At 54.9% G+C, this 21,550-nt stretch carries 15 protein-coding genes and 1 pseudogene; 5 read left to right on the top strand and 11 right to left on the bottom strand.

Translation table 11 applies throughout. The annotated features are described in order from the left end of the window. The first annotated feature begins 314 nt into the window (after positions 1-314). Positions 315-647, top strand: a complete 333-nt coding sequence (locus PMI37_RS25905; protein WP_008080174.1) for a phage holin family protein — start codon at positions 315-317, stop codon at positions 645-647. A 137-nt stretch (positions 648-784) separates the two neighbouring features. Here PMI37_RS25905 and PMI37_RS25900 read toward each other — a convergent pair. After that, positions 785-937 (bottom strand): annotated as a pseudogene (locus PMI37_RS25900) (KTSC domain-containing protein); the annotation flags it as partial. Between the two features lie 269 nt (positions 938-1,206). Between PMI37_RS25900 and PMI37_RS25895 the strand changes: the two are divergent. Beyond that, positions 1,207-1,845 carry a hypothetical protein gene (locus PMI37_RS25895; protein WP_008086748.1) on the top strand — a complete coding sequence of 213 codons (639 nt, stop codon included), beginning with the start codon at positions 1,207-1,209 and terminating at the stop codon, positions 1,843-1,845. 691 nt (positions 1,846-2,536) lie between these two features. After that, positions 2,537-3,286: an SDR family NAD(P)-dependent oxidoreductase gene (locus tag PMI37_RS25890; protein ID WP_008086747.1), complete on the top strand. Its 750-nt coding sequence runs from the start codon at positions 2,537-2,539 to the stop codon at positions 3,284-3,286. On the opposite strand, the gene PMI37_RS31540 is transcribed toward PMI37_RS25890, so the two are convergent. The 8 genes from PMI37_RS31540 to PMI37_RS25855 form a co-directional block, all read right to left on the bottom strand. Then, on the bottom strand, positions 3,283-4,203 hold the full coding sequence (locus tag PMI37_RS31540) for an AraC family transcriptional regulator (protein WP_008086745.1): 921 nt from the start codon (positions 4,201-4,203) through the stop codon (positions 3,283-3,285). The genes PMI37_RS25890 and PMI37_RS31540 overlap by 4 nt on opposite strands. Before the next feature lie 404 nt (positions 4,204-4,607). After that, positions 4,608-7,103, bottom strand: a complete 2,496-nt coding sequence (locus PMI37_RS25885; RefSeq protein ID WP_008086743.1) for a fimbria/pilus outer membrane usher protein — start codon at positions 7,101-7,103, stop codon at positions 4,608-4,610. Between the two features lie 84 nt (positions 7,104-7,187). Further along, positions 7,188-7,937, bottom strand: coding sequence for a fimbrial biogenesis chaperone (locus PMI37_RS25880; protein ID WP_008086741.1), 750 nt, complete (start codon positions 7,935-7,937; stop codon positions 7,188-7,190). Positions 7,938-8,009: 72 nt separating this feature from the next. Continuing rightward, the gene (locus PMI37_RS25875) at positions 8,010-8,603 is read right to left on the bottom strand and encodes a fimbrial protein (protein ID WP_008086738.1); all 594 of its coding nucleotides are present in this window, start codon (positions 8,601-8,603) and stop codon (positions 8,010-8,012) included. A gap of 109 nt (positions 8,604-8,712) precedes the next feature. Continuing rightward, positions 8,713-9,360 (bottom strand): response regulator, encoded by a 648-nt coding sequence (locus PMI37_RS25870; protein ID WP_008086736.1) that lies wholly within the window; start codon positions 9,358-9,360, stop codon positions 8,713-8,715. Positions 9,361-9,382: 22 nt separating this feature from the next. After that, complete coding sequence (locus PMI37_RS25865) at positions 9,383-12,550, bottom strand: hybrid sensor histidine kinase/response regulator (RefSeq protein WP_008086734.1); 3,168 nt, start codon at positions 12,548-12,550, stop codon at positions 9,383-9,385. Between the two features lie 86 nt (positions 12,551-12,636). After that, positions 12,637-13,824: an EAL domain-containing response regulator gene (locus tag PMI37_RS25860; protein WP_008086732.1), complete on the bottom strand. Its 1,188-nt coding sequence runs from the start codon at positions 13,822-13,824 to the stop codon at positions 12,637-12,639. After that, entirely contained in the window at positions 13,811-16,624 is a 2,814-nt protein-coding gene (locus PMI37_RS25855) for an ATP-binding protein (RefSeq protein WP_008086729.1), read from the bottom strand. Before PMI37_RS25855 ends, PMI37_RS25860 begins: the two co-directional genes overlap by 14 nt. Before the next feature lie 277 nt (positions 16,625-16,901). Between PMI37_RS25855 and PMI37_RS32320 the strand changes: the two genes are divergently transcribed. Both PMI37_RS32320 and PMI37_RS31530 read left to right on the top strand, forming a co-directional pair. Then, positions 16,902-17,846: a fimbrial protein gene (locus tag PMI37_RS32320; protein ID WP_238552737.1), complete on the top strand. Its 945-nt coding sequence runs from the start codon at positions 16,902-16,904 to the stop codon at positions 17,844-17,846. Positions 17,847-18,006: 160 nt separating this feature from the next. Further along, positions 18,007-18,972 (top strand): fimbrial protein, encoded by a 966-nt coding sequence (locus PMI37_RS31530; protein WP_008086727.1) that lies wholly within the window; start codon positions 18,007-18,009, stop codon positions 18,970-18,972. Positions 18,973-19,230: 258 nt separating this feature from the next. On the opposite strand, the gene PMI37_RS25845 is transcribed toward PMI37_RS31530, so the two are convergent. Both PMI37_RS25845 and PMI37_RS25840 read right to left on the bottom strand, forming a co-directional pair. Continuing rightward, the gene (locus PMI37_RS25845) at positions 19,231-20,400 is read right to left on the bottom strand and encodes a PAS domain-containing sensor histidine kinase (RefSeq protein ID WP_008086726.1); all 1,170 of its coding nucleotides are present in this window, start codon (positions 20,398-20,400) and stop codon (positions 19,231-19,233) included. Further along, positions 20,390-21,205 carry an alpha/beta fold hydrolase gene (locus PMI37_RS25840; protein ID WP_045123291.1) on the bottom strand — a complete coding sequence of 272 codons (816 nt, stop codon included), beginning with the start codon at positions 21,203-21,205 and terminating at the stop codon, positions 20,390-20,392. Before PMI37_RS25840 ends, PMI37_RS25845 begins: the two co-directional genes overlap by 11 nt. Positions 21,206-21,550 lie beyond the last annotated feature (345 nt).

Genomic DNA, 21,550 nt, shown 5'->3' with positions numbered 1-21,550 from the left:
AGGACGGTGGGGCAAAGCCCCAATCTGCGGGGCTTTCAGACGTCCCACCTTAATTTTGAGAGGTGGGACGCATGGGACGCCACCGAAACAACAGAAGCAAAAGCCAGCCGGGTTGAGATATTCACCGACATTCGCCAGCCGTTCACCGGGCGTCACCCACACATTCACCGGATGGCATTAAAACGGTCTTGCTGCCACCAGAATCGACCTGTAAAAAGGGGCCATCTTCGATGGGTGCGACCGCAAAGCGCGGCAGGCCACCCACCACCTGACCCGGCCATTGCGCCGGGTCTTTTTGTTTAAGGGGCAGGGCAGTGACGAACGAGCAACAGGCACTGGCAGAGATGCCGATCTGGTTGGTGATTGCCCTGTCATTGGTGGGCGGTGTGTCCGGCGAGATGTGGCGCGCCGACAAGGACGGGGCGCGAGGCTGGGCGTTACTGCGCCGCCTCGCACTTCGGTCCGGTGCCTGCATCGTGTGCGGCGTGTCAGCGATGATGTTGCTGTTCGGTGCGGGCCTGTCGATCTGGACAGCGGGCGCCTTGGGTTGCCTGACCGCGATGGCCGGCGCCGATGTCGCCATCGGCTTGTACGAACGCTGGGTTGCCAAGCGGCTGGACCTGAGCGAGGCCGAGCCGAAGGCATGAGCCGGGCAGGCCAGGCAGGGCGCCGATTTTTACGGGTCCTCCCCGAGGGCCGCCCCCTACACGGGTTATCGAACTCGCAGAATCTCTCTAGCTGAAATCTTCGCAGGGATGTCCGTCTTTCCAAATGAAAGACGGCCTCAGCACTGATAACGATCACGGATGTGTTGGTTGTAGTAGGCGCCTTTGGAGGCAGCGGCTATCAACCCGTTGTAAATGTCCAAGGGGACATTGCAGAAGTCGTAGGAGTGGCCCTGTTCAAAACGGATCCTCATTCGTCTCGTTGCTGGGTCGTAGCCAACGGCGGTTCATCGCACTGGAACGCACGGCAATCATGTCCATGACATCTCTCCCTCTGACGGATCGTCCACTGATGCTAGTCGAGCGAGGTGGATCTGCAGCCCTGGCCACCGAAAAATCGCCGGGGACCCTGAGGACTTTCAAAGGACACGGGGTCGGAAACCCGCGGGATCGTGTTAGCGGGAGGCCTGCCAGCTTACTGAAATTTCAATCCACTGAAATCTTGAAAGGATTCATTGAAAAGCCGCTAAAAGGAGGGCTTATGAGCACACCTACGTACCTGTCAAAGAGCGCCTTCGCCGCGCACATCGGTCGATCACCGAGCTACATCACCTGGCTGAAAGAGAATGGCCGGTTGGTGCTGTCGCCCAATGGCAAGCAGGTCGATGTGCTGGCCACCGAAGCATTGATCCGCGATACCGCTGACCCGAGCAAGGCTGCCGTCGCTGCTCGCCACCAACAGGAGCGGCTTCAGCGTGATGTGTACAGCCAAGTCTCAGCCCAATCCGAGCCGACTAACATGGCTGCGCCGCCGCCCGCTGATCCCGCGCAAGGGCAGTCCCCAGACTTTCAAAAAGCGCGTGCACATCGGGAGCATTACCTGGCTCGAATGGCTGAAATGGAGTTTCGCAAGGCACAGGGAGAACTGGTGGAAATCAGCTTTGTGCAGAAGGCCGCCTTTGAAACAGCGCGATCACTCAATCATTCTCTGATGAGTCTGTCTCCGCAGTTGGCGCCGCAACTCGCCGCCTTGTCGGACCCGTGGGAAGTGGAGCGGCAGTTAACCGCTGCACTACGTCAACGGCTCAACGAAGCGGCTCAAGTGTCCAGCGACGACTTTGGATTTACAATGGACGATGGCAACAACATGTCGAGCTCGCTAGACCGAAGTCATTGTTGAGAAATGGATTTTATCGGCCAATTCTGTTGAAAAGGGAAAAATACCTATCTGACCTGCGACAACATCAACCATCTGCCAACATGGAAGCATGCAACATGATGGGACAGTTATTGAGTGTTTAGATTCGGCTGTTTTATTTGTTCAAAATTGCAGAAAAATCTCTGCCAATAACCTTCTGCATAGCATTGATCAGAGTTTCGATCTGAGCGAGTGGCGTCGTCATCTCGCCGGTATCTACAGCCCAACTGAGCGCCCTTAAATTGATCTAAAACTGATGATCCGTATACTGGTCGAGGCTTACTAGCATATCCGCTCAAAGCAGTAGTTGTGCGAAATCTTCATTCTAACCTATCATATCGCTAGTTTTGGCGTATGCATTACAGCAACGCCGGAGTATTTGCGTTCCGCTACGAACGCCAGAATTTTGAAATAATCCTTTAATGGAAAGCAAATCTGTCAGCTTTCGCTTTATCACAATGCCTAGTCAAAAAATAGTTTTGCTGCGGAGGCTGGCAAGCACTGTTTTCATGGTGTTGGTCCTCTGGCTATATAATCTTATGAATGTTTGGAGTATGGGAAAGGGTGCATTCGGACGATTGCGAATGTTTTTTGGAGGCCAGAATATTAACTGTTTGACTAGTTCTTGGTAATTTTGTATTTCCACCTTAGGAAGAAATATTAGGAATTAGTAATGAAAAAATTGCATAAAAAGATCGCCTTGGTCACTGGGGCCTCTAAGGGCATTGGTGCAGCAATTGCTAGGGAGTTAGGAAAGGAGGGTGCAACTGTAATAGTCAATTATGCAAGCAGTAGCGAGGATGCTGATCGAGTCGTTTCGCAGATTCTTAAAGCTGGTGGCAGGGCTTATGCGATACAAGGTGATGTCTCCAGCAACGTCGATATTGGTGCGTTATTTAGGAATATCATGCACCAACATAAATATTTGGATATTCTGGTTAACAATGCGGGTGTTTACTCGACCAACGCCTTGGCTAATATTAGCGAAGATGAGTTTCACCGACATTTTAATCTCAACGTTTTGGGCCTTATCAAATGCACCCAAGCAGCGTTGGATGTGTTCAACCCAATAGGAGGCAGCATCGTTAATATCAGCTCTAGCGTTACCTCATTTACTCCTGCGAACTCTACGGTTTATACCGCTTCCAAGGGAGCGGTAGACGCTATTACCCGTACACTTGCCAATGAGTTAGGGCCAAGAAATATACGTGTAAATTCGGTTAATCCAGGTTTGGTCGTAACAGAAGGTGTACATGCTAGTGGTTTTTTTGCAGAAGAATTCCGTCAAAAAATTGAGGCCATTACGCCGTTGGGACGCATCGGCAAACCAGAGGATATTGCGCCCGCCGTTGCCTTTCTCGCCTCACAGGATGCAAGTTGGATAACCGGAGAAACACTGGTTATTGGTGGTGGTCTGCACTAAGATAAAACGGTATGCTCACGGGCATACCGTCGAGGTGATTTCGACATGACTCGCTTGAAAGCGGTACTGAAAGCGCTTTCCGACTCATAGCCTAATGAATAGGCAATAGTGGATATAGAGTCTTCGGATTTTCTCAGGCGATCACTGGCTAGCAACATACGCCAATACGTCAGATATTCCATTGGAGCTAACCCAATTACTTGCTTAAAACGCAGTGCGAACGCCGAGCGTGACATAGCTGCTAACTGTGCCAGTTCTTGGACGGTCCAGCGACGTGATGGATTTTCATGAATTGCCCTCAAAGAAACGCAGATGCTGCGATTAGCCAAACCGTACAACCATCCAATACCTAGTCTGTCGAGAGTCGCTAGGTGCGCGCGAAAAACTGCGGCTAAGATGATATGTACTAGATACTCGCTTATAAGTATGCGTCCAGGAAGTTTCTCTCGCAATTCTGAACTAAAACGCTCAAGTGACCAGCGCATGATCAACGTCTGATTTTCATTACCTTGCATGTGAACCAGGCTGGGCAGTGTACTGAGTATGAGTTGGGAAGGAGCACCGGAGAATCCAAGTCGTACACCTATAAGTTGAGTGTCATCACCCCCGTAATTTAATCTAATTTCCTCTGAGCTGAAAGTTCGGATGTGATCATCTGAATTCATGACTGTTTTGGACGTATCAGTGTAGAGCTTGAAAGATTTTCCATGGTTTATGAGAAAGCAATCGCCTTCAAGTAGTTGTTGTGGCTGTTGTTCACCATTGACGTGCAACCAGCAACTACCCTTAAGGATCGCTGAAAAGTAAATGCCGTCTCTCTCCGGAAAGCTAAATGCCCAAGATCCACCCAATGTTAGTGACATTGAGCAGTGGTCGCTGGTCATTATTAATGACAAAACATTGGATAATGGATCCATTTATCACCTTGAATGGTTATGGTATTGTGTTTTATGATTTTAGATATGTTTTATTGTGCGTTTCCCCGGTTTTTCTCTGTGGAAATTTCGCGAGTGCGTAAGCTAATAATTTCTATTGTGGTAGTGAGGTCTGAGACAGGTTGGCGCATCTCAAAACCGGGCGAGTTTAGCTTTTTACCTGCCTGTAAATCCGTGACGCATTTCTTTGTAATGTTTTGGTGTAATAAATCTGTAATGGCTAAATGGTTTTTTTAAAACGAATTTAATGTGCCGGGTTGTCATTGTTTTGATTCGGTGGTCGGTTTATTTTTATTTGTAAGATGGTTGGTGGTTGTTTTTCAGTGCTCTAGACTTTTAGAGTGTAGGTGGCGTTACTGGCTCAGTTTTCATACTCTCTAAGAAATTTAACTTTGGGGAGAGAGTGAAGTGCAAGTGATTGAAATTCGATCATAGTTTAGTTTCTTATTACGCGCCGGCAACGCATAAGGCGCTTCGCAACGCTGGCCCTGCCAGTTGATCGTCAAGATACCGGCATCGGCTTCTACCAGCGCTAGTGCCTTGCCGCCTGGGTCGGAGATAGCCAGTTGCTTGCCGGCGCTGTCCTCCAGCGAGGCGCCAAACGGGATCGGCTGGTGCTGCGCGTCGAATAAGGCGAACTGCACGCGGCGTCCGGTCTTGCTGGTGTAACGCGCCAGCACCACGGCACCACGGCGGGGCACCACTTGCTGGGTCGCATTGTCGATCTCGACATCGCCGCCCAGATCGCGGGTGTCGAGGTTAATCCAGTTCACGCGATAGGGCTGTGCATTGGGCACCACGGCGAAGCCGTTACTGCCGGTGCTGGCCCCGGTGAAACTGCCGATTTTCACTCCTTCCACGCCTTCGACCTGAGCCAGTGCGAACGTCTCGCCCACGGTTTGTCCGAGGTTGATCCCGCCGGCATGGCCCACGATCGAACCTGCCAGGTTTAGGTTCTGCGAGTTGTAACCGCGGCCCTGACTGTAGCCGGCACTGATATCCATCACCGAGGTACGGGTGCTGAGGTTGACCGAACCGGAGCTGCCACCGGTGCTGCTGTTGCCGGCTTGTACCGAGTAATAGGTGTCCCTGTCTTCCGACAGATAGCCGTTGATGCCCATTTGCGTGGTGTCGCTGGATTTCTGCGTGCTGGCCGAGACAAACGCCCGGGGAGCGCGGGGCTTGTACCCCAGCGGAAACGACACCGACAGGTTGACCAGTGTGTCGTTGTTAGCCGGTCCGTAATTGCCGACATCCTTTGTATACGTCGCACCGAGGTTGTAACTCACATCCCCCCAATAGTTGCTGTAACCGGCCGACAGGCTTTGTGAACCGCCGCGCTCCCAGTAACGCTGGTCGCTGGCGTTGATGTAGACGCTGCCATATTCCTGGTTGCGCCCCAGGCTCTGATTGATGGTCAGGTCGGTACGGGTTTTCGAGTTGCCGGTACGTGGCTGGCCATCGCGGCTCAACTCCTCGACGTGCTCTGTGAGGGTGCGATAGCCCTCGGTCGAGTAGCGATAGGCGGCGAGGGTGAAGTTGGTGTCGGTGCCAGTGAACGTCTTCGCATACAGGGCCCGCAAGCTGTTGCCGGTGAGCGTTTCGCCGAAGGTGTTGCTCATGGAGTGGGTCAAGTCCAGTGAGATCGCACCGATAGCAGTATTGCGGCCAGCGCCGACGGACAACGCCTTGAAGTTGTCCGTGGCCTGCACCCCGACGATGCCGGACAAGTTGCTGCTGATGCCATACGCCAGTGTGCTGCTGACGAACTCCGGGGTCTTCTGATCCTCGCTGTTGCTGTTGTACTGGCCGGCCGAGACGCTGTACTTCAACTGGCCCTGGCGGACCATGATTGGCAGGCTTGAAAACGCTTGCACCGTCACTCGGCGCCGACCATCGGCTTCGATAATCGTCACTTCCAGGTCGCCGTTGGAGCCGCTGGGATAGATATCGCTGATCTCGAACGGCCCCGGCGGCACGTTTGCGCTGTAGAGAATGTAGTTGTTCTGGCGAATTTCCACGGTCGCGCTGGACTGCGCAATGCCGCGAATCACAGGCGCATAACCGCGCTCGCTGTCGGCGCGCATGCCGTCGTCGGACGCCAGTTTCAGACCGCGGTAGCGCACGCTGTCGAACAGGTCGGCATCGGAGAAAATATCCCCGGCGCTGAACTGGCCTTTCACGGCGGTCACGTCATGTTGCAAGTAACTGCGGTTGCTTTTGAACGTGCTGGGGCGGCCAGTGCTGCTGTTGAAGTTCGATTCGTTGCGCAGGCGCCAGCCACCGAGGTTGATCCCGTTGCGCAAGCCGAAGTTGTTGGACAGGGTGTTGTCGGTTTGGGTGCTGTTGCGGCTGCTGCTCAACTGATAATTGATGAACGCGGCGGGTACGCCTTCGTCCCACAGCGCCGGGTCGACGTAACCCCGTCGACCACGCTCCATGGCACTTTGCGGGACATTGACCATCAGCCGCAGACGCGGCACGTCGTAACGGACAGTAGCGTGATCGATCAACGCGGGCAGATCGACGCAGGCGTTCGGGTCATCGCCGAGCAGTTTGCCGGCGGCCTGCAGTTTGCCGATGTCGACCCCCAGTTGCTGCACCATCTCCAGGGTCAGACAGGCTTCGATCTTTCCCGTACCGGGATGGCGACGGAAATCGATATCGCGCCGGCCGACCAGCGTTTCGTTGCCGTAGAGATCGACCCGATAAATGCCGGGCAGCACGCGACTGCTCGCAAGCAGTGATTGCAGGTCGACAGATGAGGGGGCGCCTTGCAGAAACGATGTATTGAATTGTTCTTCGTCATCGGCCAGGCAGGTGCAACTGATAACCAGAGCAACCGAAAATGGCGCCCATCCGTCGCGCTTGAGTAAAAACATGCAGGAACCCCATATCACCTCCGATACGAACTAACGGAGCGAAGAGAAATACAGTGAGTGTGTGCGATCAGTGCGATTCGCGAATTATGGCGTTTCTTTCTTTGGACTGGCGCGAGTGTCGGTGCTGTTGGAAAGTTGCGCGGTGAAGCGATCTTGGGCGCCATAGTCATTAATGCTGCTGAACAACAAACTTACCGCATTAGTCGAGTAAAGTTTTTTAAGCACGAACTCTTTGCGTTCGCCGGGCGCGATCATCATCGAATCAAACGGGTGCTCACTGAGTGCGCCGGATTGCAGAGTGATATCGGCGATGGACACGTGATAAAGACCGGGGTTATTCACCATCAGCACGCTTTTGCCGGCGCGTTCGGCCAGGCGCCAGGTCAATTCGCCTGGTGCCAGATAGGCGTTGTTTTTCAGGCCCGCCGGGCGGAAGAACACCTTGATGCGCTGGCGCACGGCGAGTTGCAGGGTGTTCTGGGTTTTCGCGTTCTGGGGGATTTCCTGCACGTTGAGCCAGACCACCGACTCGCGGTCGGTCGGCATGCCCGCGCCTTCGTAGATCACCCGCAGGATCTGCTGTTCGTCGCCACTGACGCGTACCAGTGGCGGGGTCACGGCAAACGGTACGGCGGCGGTTTCGCTGGAATCGGTGTCGATCCATGATTGAATCAATACATCAGCACCACTGTTACGCACGGTGATTCCGGCTTCCTTGTGCTGGCCGTCGAAGACCAGACGGGTGCTGCTCAAGGAAATTCCGGCCATGGCCTGATTGGCCACGAGCAGGCCCAAAAGGCCCGCGCAGAGGGACAATGAGTGACGATAAAACATAAGGGGTACCGCGCTGTTGATTGAGGGTGCAGGGCCGGCCGGCCCTGCACCAGGCGTGAGTGTTCGCGCGGGTTATTCGTATTGCAGCGTGAACGGCAGGGTCGCGTCACCGCGACCCGCAACGGCGGTTGTCACGTCGCCAGTGGTGACGTAGGCGGCCGAGAATCTCAGCGTGGTGTTGCTGTCTTGCAGAGTATTTTCGATCTTCGCAGTTGACGGCGAGCTCAGGTCGATCAACGCTCCGTTGGAGTCGAGCAAGGCGATACCAATGTTCTTCGCAGCACCAAGACCGTCGATCAGCTTCAGCACTTTGGTTCCGGCAACGATGCCCGAACCTGCGCCCTTGGTTGGCTCGAAGATCATCGCAACCTTGGTCCCGGCGTTGCAGTTGATCTTCATGTCGAAGTTCTCGACGCTCATGGTGCCGTTGCCTTTAGGCGCAGTGGCGGTGCCCATGTTCTTGATCGACACTTCACCCATGTCGACCGAAATGGTTTTGTTGTTGCCGGCGCCTGCAACCGAGCAGGCATCGTTGTTGATGGTGCCGGTGAAGTTGATCGTGCCGCTGCCGGCTTTGGTCGGGGTCAGTGGCGGGTCGGCTGCCAGGACATTGCCGGCCGCAGCGAAGATCGAAAGGGCGAGAAGCGTTCGGGACAACTTTTTCATGTTGCTTTTTCCATTGATGGGGTTAGAGCAACACAATAAAGCGCGGTTTATTAATGGAACATCAGACGATTCCTAGATGTATGAAAGTATCAGAGAGGTGGCTGATTTATTAATTGAACAAGTTGCGCTCAATACAATAGGCCATTAACTCTTGGTCGCTATTGACTTCAAGTTTGCGCATTGCCGATATTTTTTGAGTACTGATGGTTTTTGCACTTCTGTTCAGGTGACGGGCAATGTCGTTGACGCCTTGGCCCTGAACGAACAATCGCAGAATTTCATGCTCCTTGGGCGACAGCCGGGAAAAACGTTCATCCAGAGCGGCGCCGTCGCTAACTACGGATGTCGGCGCGGGTGCTTGCCAGCGCACCGGGCTGCCTTTGGCGATGGCTTTGAGGGCGGTCTCGATTTCGTCGTGCAGTTGGTTTTTCTGAATGACCGCCAGCACGCCCAGCTCCTGCAGGCGCGTCAGGATCAAGGGGTTGGAAATCATGGTCAGCACCAATACCCGGAGCTTGGGAAAGTGTCGTGTCAGATATTCCATCAGTTTCAGACCGTCTCCGTAAGGCGAATCGGCGGGCATGTTGAAGTCGGTGATCAACAGATCTACAGGCTTGGTCTCCAGCAGCTTGATCAGCTCATCGGAGCTAACGGCTTCGCCCACCACGCGAAAGCGTTGGTCACGCTCAACCAGTTCCCGCACCCCCAGCACCACGATGGGATGATCATCGGCAATGACAACGTTGAAGGTTTCCATGAGTGATTTATCCAGAGTGAAGTTATTCGAGGGAGTCGAGCAGATCTTGCAGACGCGTCATATTTTGTCGCACCGCCACGGCCAGAGCGGGCGTCACGGCCATGCCGGTCAAGCGACATTCCAGCTCGACAAACGCGCTGGCCAAGACGTTGACCTGCACCGCTCCTAGCGCCCCCGCCATGCTGTGCAGTTGCTGCGCCACGCTATTGGCGTCGGTCGCATCCAGTGCCGCCAAGGTGGTTTGAATATCCTGGCGCAGGGTCGCGACAAACAGATCGCGCATTTTTGCTGATAGCGTTGGCGGGGCATCGATAGCGGGGGGCAGAGCGATTTTGCAATGCTGCACCAGTTGCGCGCGCAGGGTGGCGAGATTCAGTGGCTTGACCATCCAGGCGTTCATGCCGACGGCTGCGCAACGTTCGCCTTCTTCGCGCAGAGCGTTGGCGGTGACGCCGATGATCGGCAGCGTTGTGTCCTGTTGGCGTATCGCTTCGGCGAGTCGGTAGCCATTCATGACTGGCATGTTGACGTCGGTCAGCAGCAGATCGAAGCGGCCGGGTGTCCACTGCGCCAAGGCTTGTTCGCCATTCGCGGTGACGACCACCGTGCAGCCCAGTGCTTCCAGTTGTTCCTTGATGATTGCCGCGTTGATCACGTTGTCTTCGGCCACCAGCACTTGCAGATTCAACGGACGGGTCTTTGCCTGCAACGAGGCTGGGCGCTGCGCATTGGCGCCGAGTTGGGCCAGATGAATCGCCCAGGCGATCGCGCGGACATCATCGGCATCGACCGCCCAGTCGGTGCCGTTTGACTGCGCCGGATTGGGGCCGCCCGGCACGGCGACGATCCGTGGCCCGTTCCGGAGCGGAGCATTGTCAATGGGCGCAAGGTCCAACAGCAGCGACGATGGCGGCGGCATCTCGCTCACCACCAAGCGGCAATCAAGACCAAAACGATTGAGCCAGGCAATAAGGTGCTGCGCCAGTTCGCTGACGGGGGCACGTACATAAACGGTGGGACTGCCGGCAGCGAAGGCAGGGCAGTCAGCCAATGCCCCCGGCACGTTCTCTAGCGCGAGCTGCAGGGTAAAACTGCTGCCCAGCCCCGGTTCGCTGACCACGTTCAACTTCCCTTGCATCAACTCGCATAGCCATTTGCAAATAGCCAGGCCCAGACCCGCGCCGGCCTGACTGTCGGCGTCGTTGACCTGATAGAACGGGTCGAACAACTGCTGCTGTTGCGCCAGGGAAATCCCCGCGCCGGAATCACTGACCTGCCACTGCACCTCGGTGTTGCCAGGGGCGTTTTGCAACACGCGTAGGCGCAGCGCCACGCGGCCGTTGTCGGTGAACTTGATCGCGTTGCTCAGCAGGTTGTTGAGGATCTGGCGGATACGCAACGGGTCACCGCGCAGTCGATCCGGCAAGGTCGAATCGATGCAGGCATACAGTTGCAGGCCTTTCGCGCGGGCAAATGCGCTGTAAGTACGCACGACGTCTTCAGTCAGCTCCAGCGGGCAGAAGTCCCGAAGCTCAAGAGTCATTTGCCCGGCCTCGATCTTCGACACATCCAACACATCGCTGATCAGCTTGAACAGGTTGGCGGAGGAGCGCTGGATGGTGTCCAGATAATCCTGCTGGCGCGGGGCGAGTGGTGTCAGTCCGAGCAATTCAAGGGTGCCCAGTACACCGTAGAGCGGGGTGCGAATCTCATGGCTCATGGTGGCGAGGAAGCGGCTTTTGGCCTGGTTGGCCGAGTCGGCGGCCTGACGGGCTTCTTCCAGCGCTGCCGCGTCTTCGATATGCCGGGTCACGTCATGCAGTGCACACAGCCAGGCATCCTGGCCTTGGTAACGCGTCGACACGAAGTCGACATGCACGTGGCGGCGGTCAATCTCCAGTTCCGCGTGACCAGGCCCGGTCGACTGCTGGAGCAGACTCATCAGATCGCGGGTGTCCTGCCATTGCTGCGCACGCTGGTTTTGCAACAGTACGCGGTGATCGCTACGGCGGATCACGCACAGGCCGGTGGGAGCCGTGTCGATGATCGCGCGGCCGAAAGCCTCGCTTTCGGCGATACTGGCGTGAGCGCTCTGCGCCGGCAGGATGACCCGGTTCGTGTACCAGCGATTGAGCGCGCGGCCGCAACCGAGCATTGTCGCGACCAGAGCGAACAGGCCCAGCAGTGGCCACAGCGCGTAATCCATAAAACTCTGTACGCTGATGACGTAGATCGCCGTCCAGTGCTGATCTCCGGCACTGCTAAGTTTGAACACCAGACCGTCGCGATTGAAGTTCACGCCCTCATCCAGCGCCTGAGCAGATCGCTGTGCGCCGGTCAAAACCTCGCCAGCGGGACTGATCAAGGTGAAGTCATCGTAAATCGACCACTCCATCAATCGCTCGATGTTGTTCACCTGAGACAGTTTCAGCAACGTGCCGAGCACCACCCAGGAATCGGCGCCCTCAATGCTCAGTGTGGGCTGCAGCAGATTGATCCTGACGTAGGCCAGCAGCGTCGGTGTCGCTTCGTTGTCCTGAGTGGGCGGGTAGGGTGCCCAATGCACTTGATGATCGGCCGCCGATGAAGGCTGTTCGCGTGTGTGCTGGTTCATCTGGCTAATGATTTGGGCAACCGCGCCGATTTGCATCGGGCCGGCACCGCGCAAGCGCCCGGCGGAGGGAACGGCCACGTCGAAGTTGTCGGGGCCATTAAGCAGGATCACTTGCGGCGACTGATAGTGCGATGCCGCCCAGAACGCGCTGTAGTAGGCGGCCAGATAACTGCCCAGCGCGAAAACCTTGGGGTATTGGTCGGCGGCGATTCTCTGCGGATCAATCTTTACACTGAACGGCAGTGAGAACGGCAAGCCACGTCCCTCATAGACATTCGGGCCCTCTTCTGGCAGCAGTTTTTGCGAGTAAGTGGGCAACACGATCAAAGGAAAATATTGACCCTTGGCACTGGCCTGGGAGATATCGCGCAGGAACACTTCCTGCTCATGGATATTTTCCATCAAACGGGCGAAGTGAAACTGCAGCGTGTCGTGCTGCTCTTCAATCATGCGCTGCGCGCCCAGATAGCTTACGCCGAGCAAAAACAACACCAGTGCGCCGAGCACTGGCAGGCTTTTGTTCAAACGCAACGAACTGCTGGCCAGTTTATCCAGAAATGCATTGGTATACGGCATTACAGCGCCTGACCAGCGGTGATGGGGCGGCTTTGGAACACAGTGACCTCGGTAGCGAGCGACGTTCAATAACCGCCACGTGCCGCTCAATAGGCAGTCGCCGGCCCGTCGTGGGTCAGCAGGTGCTGGAACTGATCGACTGAAACGGCGTGGGAGATCAGGAAACCCTGAACCTGAGTGCAGTCGATTTTACGCAATAGGGCAAGTTCTTGCGCGGTTTCCACGCCTTCGGCGACTACGGTCAGGCCCAATTGGCGACCGAGGCTGACAATGCTGGTCAGGGCTTGCGCAAGTTCGGCGTTGGCGTTGCAGCCTTGCACCAGCGCGCGGTCGATTTTCAGTTCGGTGAACGGTGCCGACACCAGGTTCATGTACGAGCTGTAGCCTTTGCCGAAATCGTCCTGCGACAGACCAAAACCTTTGATCCGCAAGCGGCAGGCGCCAGCGTAGAAATTGCTGATGTCGTCGGGCACCGAGCACTCCATCAACTCGAAACAGATCCGCGCGGGCAGGCCTTGATGGGCCAGAACGAACGCGAGAATGCGGTCGGGTAGGTCGTGGCTATTGAGCAAGTGCGTGGGCAGGTTGACCGAGACCGGAATGTCATAGCCCTGTTCGCGCCAAGTCGCTTGGGCGGCGATCGCCTGTTTCAGCACGCACCAGAGCAGAGGCTCTTCGAGACCGAACGCAATCAACGCGGGCAAAAATACCCCGGGTAACAGCGTGCCATGTTCAGGGTGATTCCAGCGTACCAGCGCTTCGGCGGCGACAATCCGGCCATTGTTCAAAGCCTTCTTCGGTTGAAACCAGGCTTGCAGTTCACCGTTGTCGAGGGCGTTGCAAATACTCTGGCGATCAATGCCGGGATGGCTCGCCGTCGGGACGCTTTGGCGCAGTGCCTGCAATTGATCGATCAGGCAGCGCAGGGCGGCGGCATTCACCGGTTTGGAAATCAACCCGATGACTTTCACTTGCAGATTGCTCGCCACCAGGCTCGCGCCCATCAGCATGCGTCGTGAAGCGGCGCTCATGATCGCCAGTGCCGGGCGTGAGCGTTGCGCGGCGAGGCTCTGAATGAATTGCACACCGTCCATGCCCGGCATCAGCAGGTCGGTGAGGACCATATCGAAGTCGCGTTGTTTCAGGCAGTCCAATGCTTCTTCGCCGTCCCTGGCGCATGCCAGATCGAAGTCGCCCAACTCGCTGAACAGATTCTGCAAATACAGGTGCTGGAAGGGATGGTCTTCGACAATCAAAATGCTACAGGGCTTCATGAGCAACTCGTTCGTAGGGAGCCAGGATCGTAGACAAGGCTCGCAGCGTAAAAGGTTTGACCAGACAGTGATTCATCCCGGCCGCCAGGCACAGGGCTTCTTCGCCGCGCAGGGCGTTGGCAGTGGCGCCGATGATCGGAGTGACGCAGCCTGCGCGGCGAAGGGCTGCGGTCAGTTCATAGCCGTTGAGTAGAGGCATGTTGACGTCGGTGAGGACAATGTCGAACTCACCCTCGCGCCAGATTGACAAGGCCTCTTCGCCATCGCTGGCCAATGCCACCGTGCAGCCCAGTTCTTGGAGCTGGTCGCGCAGGATCAGTTGATTGATGACGTTATCCTCGGCCACCAGAATGTGCAGGTGTAATGGACACAGCGTATGGGGTTCGTGTTGTTCGGGGTGGTGGGTAATCTGACCACCCTGTGCTTGGTGTACGGCGCGCTGGATCGCCGCCAGATCGTTCAGATTGGCCTTCCAGCCACTTACGTCGAACTGCGGCTCATGGGCGCCGTCGCCACTGGCCAATACTCGCGGGCCGGGCCATGCACGGCTCGGGCGTTGATCGAAGGGCGTTGGATACAGCTCAAGCAGCACAGCGCTGCTGTCGGGTTCCATGCAGTCGGGTGCGCCAATCTGCGGACGGGCGCCCCAGCGGCGCAGCCAGCCGCAGAGACTTTCGGCCAATTCACGCACGGGCGAAACCACGTGAACGAGGTCCGGCGCCAATGCTGGCACGACGACCGGTGAGGTCTTGTTTGAGGGTTGCTCCAACGGCACACTCAGGGAAAAACTGCTGCCCAGCCCCGGCTCGCTGACCATGCGCAGGGTGCCGTTCATCAAGTGCGTCAGCCGCTGACAGATGGGCAGGCCCAGGCCCGTGCCGGCCACCACGTTAGTGTTGCCTTGAGTCTGGTAGAACGGTTCGAAAATGAACGCCTGATCGTCATGGGCGATGCCCCTGCCAGTGTCCGAAACCTGCCATTGCAGGCACACCCGTTCGCCTTCGCGATCGAGCAATTTGACCCGCAGCACCACACGCCCGGAATCGGTGAACTTCACCGCATTGCTCAGCAGATTGTTGAGAATCTGCCGCACGCGGCTGGCATCGCCGATCAACCGCTCCGGCGTTTGCGGGTCGAGGCAGGAGTACAGCTGCAGGCCTTTGCTCTGCGCCGCCGCCGCGTAGCCTTGCACCACTTCCTGCACCAGCATCATCGGGCTGAACTCGCTCAGTTCCAGCGCCAGTTGCCCGGCCTCGATTTTTGATACATCAAGCACGTCGCAAATCAATTGCAGCAGGGTGGCGGACGAGCCTTCGATGGCATGCAGGTAACTTTTCTGTTGGGTATCGAGTTGCGTACGGGCGAGCAATTCCAGGGTTCCCAGCACGCCGTATAACGGTGTGCGGATTTCGTGGCTCATGGTCGCGAGGAACAAGGTCTTGGCCTCATTGGCGGCGTCGGCTGACTGGCGAGCCTGTTCTAGCGCCGCTTCGATTTGCCGGCGTGCACTGATGTCGCTGAAGGCACAGAGCAACACGTCTTCGCCTTTGTAGCGGGTCGGCGCGCAGCTCAGGTACAAGTGACGGCCATCGGCGGTCGCGAAGTAATCGGTGAGAGCGGGTGGATGCTCGTCAAACGCTGCACGAATCCAGCCCGGCCCCAGTTGTTCACCGCGGCGGCCCAGCCATTGGCGGGCGAGGGTGTTTTCAAGCACCACCTGAGCGTCGGTGCGGCGCAGCACGCACAGCGCGACCGGGGCGGTCTGGATCACGTCGCGGCTGAACAGCTCGCTTTCCACCAACGCCTGAATCCGGTGAATCGCCGGGTTGATCACGCGGTGTTCCAGACGCCGGGTCAGCAGGCACACCAGGCTGATGCTTAGCAGACAGAACAGCAGCGTGCCGAGCATTTGCGGCCAAAGCGCCCACAGCACTGCCACTAAATCGATGGAGTACGTGAGCTGCCAATCCGATGATTTTAGCTGTTTGCGTAATACCAACTGTTCGGGCAGCCAGCCGTCACCGACAAATCCGAAAAAGTCCTGTTGCCGCAGCAATGGCAGATTCTGCCCCGGCGGCGGATTGTGGCTGTTGCTGAACAGCGGCATGCCCTGCGAATTAAACATGGTGAACTCGCCGGCGCTGTGATCGCTCAAGGCGCTGGAAACTTCGCGGTCGTCCATTTCCAGACCGAGCCAGCCGGAGTTGATGTCGCGTTCGTCCAGGCGAATGAAGATGTACAGCTGCGAGTGCCCGTCAGCAGCATGGGTCAGCCAGAGTTCTTTCAAGTTGTCGCTGTGGTGATGCTTGAGTGTTTGCAGTTGCTCAAGCGTGGCCCGCGGAAAAGCACTGGTCACCGGCGTCGCGTTGTAAAGACGCCACACTTGAGGCTGGGGGCCGCTGCTGACATAGACCAGGTTGAGTTGCCGGGCCTTGAGATAGTCGCGCATGCGTTGGGTGAGCCAGATGCTCCATTGGTGTCCCGGCACTTGACCGAGGAGCAGACGGGTTTCTTCTTCGGAGACTGGCAGGTTCCTGTTGGCCATGCGCGTGGCCGACAGGCTGAGGCTTTTCAGCAGCGCTTCCCGGGTGGTGAAAAAGGTATGCGCTTCGGCGATCGCGCTGCTCATGTAGCTGCGTCGCTGGGATACTTCATTGTTGAAGGTAAACAACAGAAAGCTGTAGACGCCGCCGAGAATACCCACCAGCAGTACCAAGGCAAAAATGCGAAGCAGACGGCGTGCCGCATGGGGCGTGGAAAATATTGGGCTAATTTGATGGAGGCGATTTTTTAATGGCATCCCCCACTGTAAGGGCGGCGTGAAGTTGAGAAAATCAGACGATTCTTAGAATTCTGAAAGTAGTTGGCCGTGAAAAAATAGCTGTGTTTTCATCTGCTCCGAGTTTCCTGTTGACAGTCTGATAAACACAACTCAAGGGTGGTGATTGCTCTCGAGATACATGGCTCTACTATGGAATTTGTGATTGCGAAGAAAAAATTAATTAAGATTCGTCTTATGTTGTTTGGCTATAACTGTGGAATGCTATGTCGTCTGTCGGTTTATTTGGATATTATTTATGTGCTTCTCTAAACGACTTGCCTTTGCTATTGCTTTGGCCTTGGTGTCGCCAGCAATCTTCGCAGGAGTATGTCGTTCGAATTCCCCTACTCAAAATGTACAATTTACCGGGCCCATTCCGGAATCTGGATTGAGCGCTGCCCCAAGAGATCCAATTGGCACCGTTTATTATGTTGTAGAGCGTTACGCGGCTGCTATTGATTGGACCTGTGACGGAAGCACTTTATACGGGATTTCCATGAATCCTAAATTCGGTAGTGTCACCGGAGCCGTGCATGAATTCCCAATAAACAAGACAGGGCTATCATTCCGCATTTGGATAGATTCGCTGGCGCGCTATGAATCCAATCAATTTATACTGCCTGGAAAAAAGTTTGTTATTTCTGCAACGCGGCTCCAGTTGGAAATATTCAAATCAAGCGAGCTTGCCCCCAACATCACTGTCAGTGGCGGCTTGTTGGCTACTTTGAAAAGCGATAATCTGGACTTGATGCGCTTCAATATCCCTCCCATTTACTTCAAGGCGAGAACCTGTCAGGCGCCTTCCCTAGCGGTCGCGATGGGAGATGATTATCAGCTCCACCAGTTCAATGACACAGGGTCGGTAAACCGTATGGTCAGGTTCAATATCGAGTTGAACAATTGTGAGGCAGGCATTCAGAAGATTACCTACTCGCTGCGCGCCAATACCCCTATAGTTGACGAGGCAAAAGGTGTGGTTGAGCTCAGCGGTAGCTCTACTGCGAAGGGTATTGGCTTGCAGCTATTGAGTGGTGCAGGGCAACCCATCTCATTGAATACCGACTATATACTCCAAGACTTTACCCCGTCGGGCACCAACTTTAAAATTCCGTTGCAGGCTTCCTACTACCGACTACCCGTCAGTAAAATCAAGGCGGGGAGCGCGAATGCTGAAATTTCCTTTGTTGTAAACTATTTATAGCTCGGTGCCAACAGATTTTGAGGATGTTTAACGGTGAGATTTTGTGAAAATAAGAATCGTCTGATTTTCAGATTTATTTAAATCGCCTAAATTTCCTCTATTTGAATTGAAATTTCAGGAGCCCCGTTTAGGGGGCGCTGATAATAGAGGACATCAGCCTATGAGTAAATCTACATTATTTTTTGCTTTTTTTATTCTGATATTCCCCATCTACGCTAACTCAGCAATCTGTTCTTTTTACAAAGATCACGCTATGACGACCTTTGATGTAAGCGTCCCGTCAACGCTATCGATTCCTCGCGATACGCCCAATGGTACAGTTGTATATGAAAGTCCGCCAGTCACACTAAACTCGATAAACAGTTCTTATACATGCACCGCCAATTCTGTATCAGGTATTAAAAACAATGTTGGGGAATCCGGAAAGGATAAGTTGCTTCCTATAGGAAATACCGGCCTTGCATGGTCGTGGAAATACAAAGGCATACGCGTAAACGCTTTCCCCGTGGATATCTCAGTCAAGGGTACTTACGGGTTTAACGGCACTACACACAGTCTTGTCATCGTAAAAACTGCGAATATAACCAACGCTCAAAAAATACCTTCTGGAATTCTGGGGTATTATCAAATTGGTGAGGTATCTGCACTCGCGATGTCGATCCAAGGTATGACAATTTTGCCGCAATCTTGCGAAACACCTGATGTGAAGGTGGATATGGGCGAAAATGATCTCAGTCAATTCTCAGAGTTTGGTAAGCACACCGATCCGGTAGGCTTCACTGTCAAGGTCAATAATTGCCCTCGCGGCATAAATAAAATCACTTATACTTTATCTCCCACGCCAAACAGCCCAGAAGTTAGTGCTGGTTCGGGTGTCGTGAGTTTAAATCAAAATTCCACGGCAAAGGGAATAGCATTACAGTTACTTGATTCGAACCAGTTTCCAATCGAGTTTAATAAAGCGTATTTGTTTTCTGGCTATTCAACTGAAGGGGGGAACTACAATATTCCACTTAACGCACAGTACATCAGGACCGTGCCTACTGGCAATCAAGGGGGGTTAGATCCCGGTATGAGAGCAGGATCTGCGAATGCGGAAATCTGGTTCATCATGAGCTACCTATAAAGGCGACTCATTTAAGGGGTACTGCTGAATTTTGTATCTTGTGATTTCTTCGTCCCTTAATAACATCAGCTTCAAGGCAAGCGTCACAGTAAAACGCCCGCGTTTTGAAACCTTATTTCTAAGGCTCGAACCGGCCTTGATTCCATAGTCATATCTAAATGACCGCTTTTGGCCATTCACTGCCTTGTGCGACGGACCGAAAACGACCTATTAAAGGGTAACGGCGATACGGGGAGGAATTGAGGCGGATGAGCTGTATCAAACCATCGGAAATTTCGCGGTGAAGATGGTGCCACTCTCTTGTGTTGAATTCACCGATACGACACCGTTATGCGCCCTGACGATCTCTCGAACGATAAAGAGTCCAAGCCCCACGCTTCGCGAATCGGTGCCGGTTATTTCTCCCCGAATCATGGGCTCAAACAAAACGCCCATCAACGACTCGGGAATGGCCGGCCCCAGGTTTTTTACCGATACAACGGAGTTATCTTGCTCGATGCGTGAAGTGATCGTGATCGGCTGTCGTAAATCACCATACTTCACGCTGTTAGCCACTAGATTACCAATGATTTGCTGCACCCGATCTGCATCCAGACAAGCACTGCCGGTCCCCATGGTCTGATGCACCAACGTGGCTTCGGGGAACGTCATACGCAATTCATCGACGCTGGCGCCAACGAAGGCATGCAAATTCACGGTCGAAGGGCCGATAGTAATGCCTTGCCCAACTCTGGCTAATGCCAGGTCTAGCAGGTCGCCAATCATGCGTTCAGCACGGTCTGCCGACTGGCTGATGTGGCCGAGCATCCTGCTATCTCGAGTGGTGCGTTCTTCTCGGGCAAGGATGCCGGAGGCCATTTTGATAGCCGTCAGCGGGTTTTTCAGATCGTGGCTGACGATGGCGACCATTTGTTCGGCGAAAGCGGCGCGAACCTGGGCCTTTTCGTAGGCGTTTTTTAGCTCCTCCTGAGCCAGTCTGAGGGCTGTTTCGGCGGCGGTTTTTTCGCACAGCAGGTCTTCGGCGATTTTTCGTGCGTTGAGCAGCTCACGCTCATACTTCTCGCGATCCTTGGTGCGAAACAGCGCTAACTCATAAAACGCACCGCTGGCGTGCTTGCGTCGGACGCCATTAAGCAACATGGTCACGATGTGTTTGTCATGGTGAACCAGGTCGAGCTTTACCTCAGCGACGGAGCCTTGCATCTGCATCAGCGGCGACCAATGCGTTTGGTGGAAAATGCGTCCGCCCATCGTCAGTAGCTCCTGGAAACGCCGCCCTATGATCGCCTGGGTGTCCAGGCCGATTGAATGGCTGAACGTCTTATTGCTGCGAAGAATCGTGCCGTCTTCCTTCGTTACCACCAATCCGCATGGGGCTTCATCTAAAAGCGCGTGAGCATCGGGCAGCAATTGCTGGTCAGTCGACATATTCGCCCATCCAGGGTAACAAGAAGTTCTCCATGGCCTCAGAACATGCACTGGGCGAACTCATGTGGGGGCAATGGCCGACGTTAGCCACCAGGCAGAGCGTGCTAGAGGGCATTACAGACTGCAGGTATTCGCCAACGGCGACGGGAGCGATCAGGTCATCGGTGGATTGCAGGATCAGCGTGGGTGTCGCCAGCCCAACGATGTCTTGGCGGTTGTCGGACATGAACGTCACTCGCGCAAATTGCTTGGCGATATCGGGCTCGGTGCGGCAAAAGCTATTGGTCAGATCTTCGCTCAGTGCCGGTTGCCCTGGTGTGCCCATGATCACTGGAGCCATGGTGCTAGACCAGCCAAGGTAGTTGCTGTCGAGTGTGTCGAGCAGTGAGTGGATGTCCTCCAGCTTGAAACCACCGACATAGTCGTCGGTGTCCATGTAGCAGGGTGAGGGGCCGATCATTATATGGGCAGCGATGCTTCCGGGCGCCTGGCGGTCAGCCAACGCACCGATCATGCTGCTGACAGAGTGGCCCACGACGATCACGGGTCCACGGGTGCAATGGTCGATGATTTCATTCAGGTCGCGTGCGTACCCGGCCAGTGAGTTGTACTTTTCCCGATCATAGGCTTCAAGATCCGACTCACCCGCGCCGACGAGGTCGTACAGAACAACTGTAAATCGATCGGTGAAACCTTCGGCGAGATAACGCCACATGGTCTGATCGCAGCCGAAACCATGGGAAAAGATCAACGTTGAAGGACCATCGCCCATTATTTTCACGTTGTTGCGATGTTGAAGGTCCATGCGTGTTGCCCCGGTCGAGCCATAGGTTTTGGTGCCTGCGGCAGTGTAGATAGTCAAGGGTACCGCGTTGCGCGGTATAGGTTTATGGCTCCTTGATGACGTCGAACTTATCTCGGACAAACGATTTGATTTTCGCGCCCAGATGATAAGTACCAATTTCTGCTTTGGCCGAAAGCTGCCTATGAAGACAGCCACACCCCCGTGAGTATAGAGTCGAATTAACTAAATTTGAGGGGGACGCACTAGTGTCGAAGGGGCAGGGTTGCGGAAATGACCGAAAAGATGCGGAAACGATCTGGACATTGAGGAGAAAAAACTCGATTCCCAGAAACGACAAAGCCCTGA

Source organism: Pseudomonas sp. GM80 (assembly GCF_000282515.1).
GTDB lineage: Bacteria > Pseudomonadota > Gammaproteobacteria > Pseudomonadales > Pseudomonadaceae > Aquipseudomonas.
Note: the sequence above shows the minus strand (reverse complement) of the source record. Positions and strands in the feature narration are given on the sequence as shown.